Origin of the sequence: Corallococcus llansteffanensis, from assembly GCF_003612055.1 — a bacterium.
In the GTDB taxonomy this organism is placed as follows: Bacteria; Myxococcota; Myxococcia; order Myxococcales; family Myxococcaceae; genus Corallococcus; species Corallococcus llansteffanensis.
Map to the genome: position 1 here is coordinate 1 of NZ_RAWB01000499.1, position 7,358 is coordinate 7,358.

Here is a 7,358-nt window from a genome sequence, read left to right on the forward strand (position 1 = left end):
GGGCAACCGGGCAGACAGGGGCTCGTGGTTCCGGTGGTGGGACAGTCCCCAGGCCCTTGGTGCAGCGCGGCATGCGTCGGTCCTGGACAGGCCCCGGGCGAACGGCTTTAGGACGGGTCTTCTCTGGAGGTGCACGGCATGTCTCCCTCGTCTTCCCCTCGGATGCACCGCAGCCTGCTCGCGGGCGCCGTGCTGCTGCTGGCACCCCTGGGTTGTGTCACGTCGACCCAGGAGGGGGCCGCGCGCGACGAGGCCGCCCTGCGCACGGATGCACCGCCCCGGGTGAAGCCGAAGTGGGGGCTGGTCATCCACGGCGGCGCGGGAGTGATTTCGCGTGAGAACCTCTCCCCGGAGCGCGAGGCGGCGATGCGCGCCGTGCTCACCCAGGCGCTCCAGGCGGGCCACGCGGTGCTGGCGAAGGGAGGCAAGAGCCTGGACGCGGTGACGGCCGCCATCCACGTGCTGGAGGACTCGCCGTACTTCAACGCCGGCAAGGGCGCGGTGTTCAACCACGACGGCGTGAACGAGCTGGACGCGGCCGTGATGGACGGCAAGACGCGCGCGGCCGGCGCGGTGGCCGGAGTGCGCCACATCCAGAACCCCATCGACCTGGCGCGGCTGGTGATGGAGAAGTCCCCCCACGTGATGATGGTGGGGGACGGCGCGGAGGCGTTCGCGCAGTCGCAGGGCATGCCCCTGGTGGACGCGAAGTACTTCTACACGGAGGAGCGCTGGCAGGGCCTCCAGCGGGCCCTGGAGCAGGAGAAGGCGAAGGCCGCTCCGCCCGCGACGCCGGGACAGCCACCCTCGACACCTGATCAGCAGCAACCCGCGACGCCGGGAACACCGGCCGCTCCGCCCGCCACTCCCGGAACGCCGGCTGCTTCGCACCCCGTGCCCGGACAGCCGCCCGTGACGCCGGGAACACAGGCCGTTCCGCCCGTGACGCCGGGAAAGCAGGCCGCTCCTCCCGCGACGCCGGGAACACCGGCCGTGACGCCGGGAACACCGGCCGCTCCTCCCGCGACGCCGGGAAAGCAGGCCGCTCCTCCCGCCGCTCCAGGAACGCCGGCCGCTCCTCCCGCGACGCCGGGAACACAGGCCGCTCCTCCGGCGAAGCCAGGAACACAGGCCGCTGCGCCGCTGACGCCGGGCGTGGATCCGATTACGGGGGACCACAAGTTCGGCACCGTGGGCGCGGTGGCCCTGGACCAGGATGGCAACCTCGCGGCGGGCACGTCCACGGGAGGCATGACGAACAAGCGCTTCGGCCGGGTGGGGGACGCGCCCATCATCGGCGCGGGCACCTACGCGGACGAGCGCTGCGCGGTGTCCGCCACGGGCCACGGTGAGTTCTTCATCCGCTACACGGTGGCGCGCGACATCTGCGCCCGCGTGGAGTACCAGGACCTGCCCCTGCCGGAGGCCGCCAACTTCGTCATCCACGACGTGCTCGTGAAGGCGGGCGGCGAGGGCGGCGTCATCGCCATGGACCGCCAGGGCCACGTGGCCATGCCCTTCAACTCCAGCGGCATGTACCGCGGCTACATCGGCGAGGACGGCACGCCGACCGTCGCCATCTTCCAGCAACCGTGAAGAGGCACCCGGGCCCGCGAGGCCCGGGCACCCCCTCGCGCGCTACAGCTTGATGACCGACACGTCATCCATGTGGATGAAGTTGGCGGTGTTGCCGGTGAGGGCCCGCGTGTGGAAGCCGAACTCCAGGAAGCCGCCCGTCACGGACACGGCGGGCGTCTCCACCTGGGTCCAGTCCCCGTACGTGCCCAGCGAGGTGAACGCGAACGTGCACGAAACGCACCCCTTCACCTGGAAGCGCGCCATGTCGAAGCCGCCGCCCTTCCGCACCCACGCACGGACCTTGTAGTTGCCCGACGCCAGCCCGGACAGGGCCTGGTACGTCCACGTCTCGAACGGCGCGCCGCTCCAGTGCGTCAGGTGGTTCGCGCTCGCGTGCCCGCCGTTGTACGTCTCCGTGAAGGCCGCGCCCGAGGTGCCGTTGGGCGTCCACGTCGTCCAGCCGGACATGCCGGACTCGAAGCCGCCGTTGGTGACGGAGGGGCCGCTGCCCGTGCCTCCGCCGTTGAGGATGTTGCGCGCCTGGGTGATGTCCAGCGCGGACAGCGCGGAGGCGGCCTGGGCCAGCTGCGCCTGCCGGGTCGCGTCGCCCGCGGACTGCTTGCGCTGCTGGTACAGGGTGTTGATGAGCTCCAGCTCGCTCTGCGAATACGGCACGCCCAGCTTCTGCTGGAGCGACGTGAGGAAGCCGTAGCCGAACTCGCGCGTGGGTTCGATCATCGTCCCCTCGCCGTAGTCGTTCCACGTGTTGAGCTGGAAGTGGTTGATGCTGGCCGCGTTCTTCGCCAGGTCCAGCGTCTGGTTGAAGGCCGTGAGCCCGTTGTGGGCGATCTCCCAGGTGGGCCCGCCCCAGCCGCCCGCCGTGTAGAACGACCGGAAGCCCGGGTACACGGAGCCGAACTTCAGGGGCGAAGGCTGGTTGTTGTAGAAGTGCGTGAGGCCCGCGGTGAAGTCCGGGTAGATCCACGCGAACTCACCCTTCGCGTTCCCGCCCGCCTCGCCCGACTCGTACCAGAGCGTCAGGAAGGTCGGCTTCTGGCTCAGCGGTGAGAAGACGTTCGTCCACTCCCCGGCGGACTGGAACGTCTGCGGCCCGAAGACGAGCAGCAGCGGCGCGTTGTCCACCTTGATGTAGTTGGGCTGGTTGAAGTACCGGTCGCGCAGGTACGCCATGTCATTGCGCGCGGCGCCCAACTTGTCGGTGATGGCGCCCGCGTCGTACGCGAGCTGGGCGTTGTGGTCCTCGTACACCACCGCGAAGTCCAGCCCCACCGCCGCCGTCTGCGCGATGATGGCCTCGGTGTTGGCGCGGTTCTTCGGGTAGTCGAACGCGTTGATGGTGCCCGGCCAGTCGATGAGCACCCCGTCAACGCCCGCGTACTTCATCATCAGCAGCTGGTACTCGATGACGTCCCGGTCCCCGGAGCCGTAGGGCCCGATGAGCGGGTAGTAGTACGACGCAATCTGCCGCCGCCCGGAGCCGTCCACCACGTCCGGGTTCTGGTTGGCCATGGTCCAGTGGATGCCCCACGCCCCGTTGCCCGACGTGGCCCGCGTCTCGAACCAGGGCATCAGGTGGACGTAGACCTTCTTGCCCACCGACTTCGGCACCTTCACCGCCGCGCCCGCGCGCTGCGTCTCCAGCTCCGGCCCCGTCGCGCCATCCGAAGGAGACGCGGGCGTGCCACACCCCGCGCCAAGCAGCCCCAGCAGCGCGCACGCCCCGAGCGAAATCCAATCCTGATGTCTCATGTGAAAAGGCTCCTGGCCGGAGGAACCACCCCGGCCAGGAGCCCGTTAACACAAGACGTCATCAATCAGGAATAGCTGAATTCCTGGAAGGTCGTGTCGCCGTCGCTACTTCTTCACGAGGAACAGCTCGCGCACCTGGAGCAGGTCCACGTCCCCGGCGAAGGCGGCGAACTTCTCGTACTGCGCGGGGGTGATGCGGGCGCGGGGCAGGAGCATGGACTCGGCGATGGTGAGCGCGCGGCCGTCCTGCTTCTCCGAGCGGGTGTAGTGGCCGAACTCGCTGTCCACCTTCAGGCCCGCCTGCGGATCACTGAGCTTCCAGCCCTGGGGCAGGGTGAGGGTGACGCTGGTGCGGCTGGCCTCCGTGTCGTCGATGTAGAGCGGCGTCGAGCGCGAGCTCACCTGCACGTAGCGCCGGCCCAGGAGCGCGGGGAAGGTGAGGGGGCCCAGGGCCATGCGGTTGTCGCCCTCCATGCGTCCGAAGCGGGGCACGGTGAACGCGTAGCGCAGCACGAACGGGGCGCCCACCTCCTGCGCGTGCTCCAGCTTCACGGACGACAGCTCCGCGCCGGCGAAGTAGCGCGACACCGCGCCCTGGAGCGCCTGGTTGCGGTTCTCCGCGGAGAGCTGATCAAACGCGTCGGCGATCTGCGCGGCGTCGAAGCCGGAGTAGGTCTCCTCGCCCTGGCCGGTGAGCTTGCCGTCGGTGCCAATCTCCAGCGTGAGCTTCACGTCCTTGCCCGCGCGCGGCTTGAGGGCGGGCGTCTTCACCTTCTCCAGCGGCTTGCCGGGCTCCGGCAGCAGGTACGCCTCGCGCTCGCCCATGGCCGCCTCGGGCAGCTCACCGAAGGGGCCGAAGCGCACGGACGTGTCCACCCACACGGGGGCTTCCCCCGGCACCTCCACGCGCAGGGCCGCGTAGGGCAGGAGCGCGTCCGCCGGGAAGAGGTAGGTCGCGGGGTCGGTGTTGAAGGTGCGCACCGCCGCCACGCGCGACGGGATGCCCAGCGCCTCCAGGCCCGCCTTCATCACGGACAGGCGGCTGCCCCGGTCCTGCGCGACGGTGGAGGCCGCGGACTGCGCGAGGCTCGCGTCCCGTCCGGAGAAGCGCTTCATCACCGTGGCGTGCAGCGCCTTCACGGCGTCCAGGCCCTTCTTGCCCTCGGTGGCCTCGCGCGCGAACGCCTCCACCTCCGCGGTGCGCATCCACCGGTCCTGGAACGCGTCGCCGTACACGCGCGCCAGGCCGTCGTTGCCCGTCTCGCCCGCGCCCACCATCACGAAGGGCAGGTACTCGTTGCCCGTGGGCGGCGCGTCCGGCTCCGGGATGAACGGCGGCACGCGGCGCGCGTCGTAGTGGAACACCTCCACGTCGCCCTTCACCTCCGGGGCCGGCGCCTTCATGCCGTGCGCGTCCACCTTCATGCCGCTGCCCCTGGGCGCGACGACGGTGTACGTGCTCCACGCGTTCGGCTGGTTGGCGATCTGGAAGTAGAAGGCGGACGCGGTGAAGCCCGGCTGCGCGGGGCCGCGCTCGCCCTCGGCCAGCAGGTACTCCACCTCCACGGAGTCCCCCACCTGCACGCCGGGGAGGCTCACCGTGTCCTTGCCCTCGAAGTTCTCCGGCTCCAGCACGCGGCCGTCGGCCTTGAGCGTGCGCAGCGCCAGCACCTGCGCGCCGCGGGGGATGTTCACCTCCGCGATGTCCTGCACGCCCGACTGCTCCAGTGCCTTCTGGATGGTGTGGATGCGGTTGACGAGCGACCCGTCCGGGAACGCCTGCACCGCCGCCGCGTCCAGCACGTACGCCGCCGCGCTGCCGCCGGTGATGGGCGCCGCCTCATAGGCCTTCAGCGCCTCCTTCCCGTCGATGGCGTAGGCCGCCAGCAGCTCCTTGCCCGTCTTCGCGCGCTCCACCGCGCGGCGCAGGGGCAGGTCGCTGCCGTCCAGCTTCAGCGCCTGCTCGCGCAGCTTCAGCGCCTCCGCGCCCTGGCCCGCGTACTCGCGCACGTCCGCCAGCCGCTTGAGCAGCTCCGTGTTGCGCGGCCACACGGCCGCGAGCGACTGGAGCACCTTCGCCGCGTCGTCGTAGCGGCGCAGGCTGATGTAGGCGGTGGCCAGCGCCGCGGCGGCGTTGAGGTTGGTGGGGTCCTGGGCGAGCAGCTGCGCGGAGCCCTTCGCCGCGGCCTCCATGTCCCCCCGCGTGCGCAGGTGATCCACCTTGCGCGCCTCCGCGCCGGGGCAGCCCTCCTGGGCCTTCATCAGGTCGTCGCTGCGCGCCGTCGCGTCCCGGCGCCGCGCCAGCGAGTACTGGAGCCCCAGCGCCTCGCACAGCCCCGGCTGGGCCTCCAGCGCCGCGGCGAGCGACGTCTCCGCCAGCGCGTCCACGTCCAGCGCGAGCGCCGCGCGGGCCAGCAGCAGGTGCACCGGGAAGCCCGCGGGCTTCGCCGCGTCGCGCGCCGTCTTCAGCGTGTCCAGCGCGGTGGTCGGCTGGCCGTCATCCAGGAAGAGGTCCGCGCGCAGCAGCAGCGCGGACACGTTGCCCGGGTCCTTCGCCAGCGCCGCCTCCAGGTCGCGCGTGGCCCGGCCGCGCGCCACCTTGGACGGGATGGTGCGGTCCTGCGCGGCCTGCTCCGCGCGCAGGGTCAGCACCGCGGGCGTCGTGGCCGGAAGCTTCGCCATCAGCCGCCGCGTGCCGTCCAGGTCGCGCGACAGGCCGTCGCGCACCGCGAGGAACGCGCCCAGCAGCTCACCGGCCTCGGACTGGAGCGCCTGGGCCAGGTCCTCCGCGCCCGGGTACACGGACGGGGCCTCGGCTTCGTCCAGCGTGGCGGTCCAGACGGGCGCGGGGCCGGTGGCGGCGGTGAGGCGCACCTGCGACGCGCTCCCGTCCGCCTTGAGCAGCGCGAAGGTGAGGCCGCCCATGGAGTTGTCGCGCGACAGCTTCACCACGAAGCGGTGCTTGCCCGCGGGCAGCTCCAGCGCCCGGGCGGACACGGTGGACGCGGTGCGCGCCCAGTCGCGGCGCTCCAGCACCGGCGCGCCGTCCATCAGCACGCGGTGCGACGTCTGGCTCACCGTGCGCAGCACGTACACGCCGGCTTCCGCCACCTCCGCGTCGATGCCCAGCACGTACATGTCCCCGTGGCCGGGCTCGCCGCCCAGGTCCAGGCGCCCGTCCGGCGAGCGCAGCGTGCGCGCGGTCAGCGGACCGTACGCGCCCGTGAAGGGGCCCGCGAACGAGCCGTCCTTCTCCGGGGCGATGGGCTCGTCGATGGCCAGCACGTGGAAGGGTGAGAAGGGGCCCACGAGCGTGGCCTCACCCGCGCCGCCCAGGTCCTTGAGCGCCTGCGCCTGGGCGGCCGTGTCCGCGCGGAGGTTCGCGACCGCGAGCCTGGCGGCGCGCAGCAGGTAGGCCGTCTCGCCCTGGGCGCCCGCGGCGAGCGCGGCGTCCACGCCCTTGAGCAGCGCGTCGTCCTCCGCGCGCGAGGTGCCCACGCGGTCCAGCACGTAGCGGGCGGCGATGGCGGCCAGCGGGTGGCGGGGAGCGCGCTTCACCAATTCCAGCGACGCCGCGAGCGCGCGGTCGGACTGGCCCTTGCGCCGGGCCAGCAGCGCCTGTCCCTCCAGGGCGTAGGGGTCGCCCGGGTCCTTCTTCACGGCGGCGTCGAAGCGCTGCTGGGCGAGCCCCACGTCGCCCGCGATGAGGTACGCGTGGAAGCCCGCGAACGCGAGCGTGCGCGCTTCGGCGTCACCCTGTCCGGCGCGCTCGGCGGCGGACTCGAGCACGTGGGGCGCGACGACGGAGGACGGCCGAGGGCAACCGGTGAGGCCAAGGCCAGCGACGAGGGCGAGCGCGGTCAGGCCGCGACGGAAGGTGCGCATAGGGGAGTCGAGGGATAATGCAATCCCCCCGGCGAGGCCATATTCCCCTTGCGGTGCGTGTCCGGAGACGGCTTCCGGCTGTTTCCCTAGCGGCGCTTCGTGGACTTGGCGGGGGCCGCCTTGGC

3 protein-coding genes are annotated in these 7,358 nt (G+C 71.9%); 1 reads left to right on the forward strand and 2 read right to left on the reverse strand.

All coding sequences use genetic code 11. The features are described from left to right. Positions 1–138: 138 nt before the first annotated feature. Positions 139–1,596 (forward strand): isoaspartyl peptidase/L-asparaginase, encoded by a 1,458-nt coding sequence (locus tag D7V93_RS33165; RefSeq protein WP_120647193.1) that lies wholly within the window; start codon positions 139–141, stop codon positions 1,594–1,596. Positions 1,597–1,638: 42 nt separating this feature from the next. On the opposite strand, the gene D7V93_RS33170 is transcribed toward D7V93_RS33165, so the two are convergent. After that, positions 1,639–3,348: a glycoside hydrolase family 99 protein gene (locus tag D7V93_RS33170; protein ID WP_120647194.1), complete on the reverse strand. Its 1,710-nt coding sequence runs from the start codon at positions 3,346–3,348 to the stop codon at positions 1,639–1,641. A gap of 105 nt (positions 3,349–3,453) precedes the next feature. Continuing rightward, positions 3,454–7,233, reverse strand: coding sequence for a DUF3858 domain-containing protein (locus tag D7V93_RS33175; protein WP_120647195.1), 3,780 nt, complete (start codon positions 7,231–7,233; stop codon positions 3,454–3,456). Positions 7,234–7,358 lie beyond the last annotated feature (125 nt).

Bases quoted from the DNA above. Each gene is read 5' to 3' on its own strand.
- D7V93_RS33165 (WP_120647193.1), top strand. From the start codon at position 139: ATGTCTCCCTCGTCTTCCCCTCGGATGCACCGCAGCCTGCTCGCGGGC.
- D7V93_RS33170 (WP_120647194.1), bottom strand. From the start codon at position 3,348: ATGAGACATCAGGATTGGATTTCGCTCGGGGCGTGCGCGCTGCTGGGG.
- D7V93_RS33175 (WP_120647195.1), bottom strand. From the start codon at position 7,233: ATGCGCACCTTCCGTCGCGGCCTGACCGCGCTCGCCCTCGTCGCTGGC.